5 protein-coding genes are annotated in these 3623 nt (G+C 62.5%); 4 read left to right on the plus strand and 1 reads right to left on the minus strand.

From position 1 onward, the window contains the following. Both EN984_RS26600 and EN984_RS26605 read left to right on the plus strand, forming a co-directional pair. A partial coding sequence (locus tag EN984_RS26600) for an ATP-binding cassette domain-containing protein (protein ID WP_164765660.1) occupies nucleotides 1-522 on the plus strand: 522 nt, incomplete at its 5' end. A gap of 137 nt (nucleotides 523-659) precedes the next feature. After that, complete coding sequence (locus tag EN984_RS26605; RefSeq protein ID WP_127270236.1) at nucleotides 660-1682, plus strand: LacI family DNA-binding transcriptional regulator; 1023 nt, start codon at nucleotides 660-662, stop codon at nucleotides 1680-1682. A 329-nt stretch (nucleotides 1683-2011) separates the two neighbouring features. On the opposite strand, the gene EN984_RS26615 is transcribed toward EN984_RS26605, so the two are convergent. Next, nucleotides 2012-2602: a TetR/AcrR family transcriptional regulator gene (locus EN984_RS26615; RefSeq protein WP_127270239.1), complete on the minus strand. Its 591-nt coding sequence runs from the start codon at nucleotides 2600-2602 to the stop codon at nucleotides 2012-2014. A gap of 242 nt (nucleotides 2603-2844) precedes the next feature. Here EN984_RS26615 and EN984_RS26620 point away from each other — a divergent pair, with 242 nt between their 5' ends. Together EN984_RS26620 and EN984_RS26625 are read left to right on the plus strand one after the other, a co-directional pair. Next, nucleotides 2845-3099, plus strand: a complete 255-nt coding sequence (locus tag EN984_RS26620) for a hypothetical protein (protein WP_127270242.1) — start codon at nucleotides 2845-2847, stop codon at nucleotides 3097-3099. Continuing rightward, on the plus strand, nucleotides 3093-3623 hold a 531-nt coding region (locus EN984_RS26625), incomplete at its 3' end, for an efflux RND transporter permease subunit (protein ID WP_206517482.1). The genes EN984_RS26620 and EN984_RS26625, both read left to right, overlap by 7 nt.

Raw genomic sequence — 3623 nt, forward strand, 5'->3', positions numbered from 1 at the left:
CTGGTGACGCAACTGTCGATCGCCCGCAATCTGTTCCTCGGGCGCGAGCCGATCAAGCCGCCGCGCTTCCTCAACCGGATGGACCAGGATGCGATGAACACGGTTGCTCGCGACTTGCTCAAGCAGGTCGGCATCTCGAAGAACATCCCGCCGACGACGCCGATCGGCTCGCTCTCCGGCGGCGAGCGCCAGGCGGTGGCGATCGCGCGCGCCATGCATTTCGACAGCGACCTGATCATTCTCGACGAGCCGACCAACAATCTCGGCGTCGCCGAAACACAGGGTGTGCTGAGCTTCGTGCGCAGCGCCCGCGATTCCGGCCATTCCTGCATTTTCATCGCCCACAACATCCACCATGTCTTCCAGGTGGTCGACCGCATCGTCGTCATGCGCCGCGGCAAGGTGGTTGCTGACGACATAGACCCCAAGAAGACCAGCGTGGCGGAGGTCGAACGGATCATCACCGGCATGTCGGACAAGGAGATCCGCGATGCCATCGCCGATGGCAAGCCATCGCACTGAGAATGGTGATGGGCGGCAATCACCCGTCACCTCAGATCGCATCGCTTGTCTGACGCGCCATCGCATGGCGAACAGGATTGCAGCATGAAAGCCACAGTTTCGGATACCGCACGCAACTGCGGGCTGTGGGTTACGGCATGAAAGCCACTGTCTCCGATATCGCTCGTAGCTGCGGGCTATCGACCGCAACGGTCGACCGGGTGCTCAACAACCGGCCGGGTGCGAGTGCGGCCAACCGCCAGCGCGTCATGGAGGCGGCCAAGCAGCTCGGCTATCTGCCGGTCGCCGATCAGGTAACGCTGCCCTCGCGGCCCGCCCACCTTGAATTCCTGCTGCCGATCGGCAGCAATGCCTTCATGCGCGATCTCGCCGGGCATATCGAGGACTACGCCGCGCGCCTGCCGCTTGTCGCCTCGTGCCGGATCCACAACCTCGCCGGTATCTCGCCGAACGCGCTGCAGAGCGCTGTCGAAAACCTGTCGCTCAGGGCCAATGGCGTCGGCGTGATCGCCGTCGATCATCCGCGTACGCGCAACATCCTGCGCGACATCGTCGATGCCGGGATGCGTCTGGTGACGCTGGTGTCCGATGTTCCGGCGGCACCGCGCGCGGCCTATGTCGGCATCGACAACCGGGTGGCGGGACGAACGGCGGCGCTGCTGATGGGACGCTTCCTTGGCGGCCGCACCGGCCATCTGGCGATGGTCGTCGGCTCACGTTCCTATCGTGGCCACGAGGAACGCGAGATGGGTTTCCGCTCGGTGCTCAGTGAGGAGTTTCCCAATCTGACCGTCAGCAGCGCCGTTGAGGTCAACGACGAGCCCGATGCCAGCTACACCGAGACCATGAAGGCGCTGCACGACGAGCCGGAACTGCTTGGCATCTATTGCGTCGGAGCTGGACATTCGGGCGTTGCAAAGGCGATCCGCGAGGCCAGGCCGAACCGCAAGCCGGTGTTCATCTGCCACGATCTGACCAAGGACACGCGCGGTCATCTCGTCGACGACCTGCTCGATATCGTCATCGACCAGAATGCACGGCTGATCGCGGAGCAGTCGGTCATCCGCCTGCTCGGCTCGATCGCCTCCTCGGCACCCTATCTGACGCGCAAGTTCATCGAACCGCGCTTGATCTTCAGGGAAAACGTCCCGGGGCAGTAATGCGAAATGGCTTGGCTAAACCGGGTTTCCGGATTTGTACGATAATTGGCACGGCAAATCTGCACAGCAGCTATGCAAGTTTCTTTGTTGCCGAATCGTTGGGCAACTCGTAGGTTCTGGTTGTCGGCCATCTACTCCTCCCAGATGCGATGCCGACGCTGAATGGGGTGCACCTCCTCCCGCGCCACATTCGAAAATCGAGCCCGCTGCCACCTCCTCCCGGCAGCGGGCTTTTTTCGTTTGGCCGACAGGGATGACGGCACAGCGACACCAAAGCGCGCCCAGTCATCACGCGATGAATGGCGCACATGGACAGGCGACAGGTCACCTCAACCGGCGGCGGCGCCCCTGAAAGAAACGATCAATCCTTCAGCCATGCGCACGAACTGCGTGCTCGGACCTTCCGACCCCACGGTCTGCACGCTAACCCGCGCGCCCTCGAGCAGAAGCGACAGCGTATCGGCGAGCAGTTCAGCCTGGCCGATGCCCGCATCCCGACATAGCGTCACAAGGCGCTCGCGCTGGGCTTCCTTGAGCTCCTTGATCACCAGCCTGGCCGGATGGTCCGGCTCGGTCAGCTCAGCGGCGGCGTTGGCCATGTCGCAGCCGCGCCCATCCGCATTGAGCATGGCAGCCGCCTTGCGAACCCAGGCATGCAGCTGGGCAAGCTTGTCACCAGGAAATTCGGCCTCGAACGCATCCCACATAGCGCCCGCCTTGGCCGCATTGGCGCGCAGGCATTCGACGATCAGTTCGTCCTTGGATTCGAAGTGACGATAGAGCGTCATCTTGTTCGTGCCGGCAGCTTCGGTGATGGCGTCGACGCCGACACCCTTGATGCCATGCTTGTGGAACATGTCGCGTGCCGTCTCCAGGATCCGATCCCGGGGACGAGAGCGCTCCACGATGCCGTCTGCCATCATGATCTCCTTTCGTTTCCAAAAAACCCTCGGCCACCTCTTGACTAGGGTGTTACCGGTCTGTAACTTCCAGAATGTTACTTACTGGTAACACCTATATCGTCCACCGTCAATAACAAGGCCGTGAACTGGCCCTGCCGACGAGAGGGACAAGAAACTGCCAATCATGCGGCCTCGGCCGGTGAAAAGATGAAAACGGTTCGCGAGCACGTGCTGCGAATCGACAGACAAGGAGCCGGCCAATGCCACAGCGCCGCGATCTTACCATAGATGAAGCCGTCCGGGATCCGATGATCCGGCTGGTCATGAGAGCCGATGGCGTCGACCCGCGCGCCTTCGAGACGATGCTGCGCTCGCTTGCCGATGCGCAGCGCAACGAGGTGCCGTTGCTGCATTCGCGGGACGACCTCGGTGACAAGCGCGGTCAAAGACTGTCCAGCGTCGCCAGCGCCTTCGGGCGGGCAAGAGCAGCCGGGGAGGCTTGCGTCTCGTGGTAAACTTTTTCATCCACCGTCCGATCTTCGCCTCGGCGATCGCCATCATCATGGTGCTCGCCGGGTCGATTTGTTATTTCCTGCTGCCCGTCTCGCAGTTTCCCGACATCACGCCGCCGCAGGTCGTGGTCAGCGCCCACTATCCAGGCGCCAGCGCGCAAGTGGTGGCCGATACGGTGACGACGCCGCTGGAGCAGCAGATCAACGGCGTGCAAGGCATGACCTACATGTCGTCGACGAGCTCCAATGACGGCTCCTCGACCATCACCATCACCTTCGATGTCGGCTATTCGCTGAGCACCGCCGCCGTCGACGTGCAGAACCGCGTCTCGCAGGCCGCCTCGTCGCTGCCGGCGATCGTCAACCAGGGCGGCGTGACGATCAAGAAGCAGAACCCGAACTTCGTCCTCATCGTCAACCTGACTTCGCCCGACAGTTCGGTCGATCCGGTGGCGCTGAGCAACCTTGCCTATCTGCAGGTGGTCGATCCGCTGAAGCGCCTGCCCGGCGTCGGCGATGTGCAGATC

Source organism: Mesorhizobium sp. M7A.F.Ca.CA.004.12.1.1 (assembly GCF_003997835.1).
In the GTDB taxonomy this organism is placed as follows: Bacteria; Pseudomonadota; Alphaproteobacteria; order Rhizobiales; family Rhizobiaceae; genus Mesorhizobium.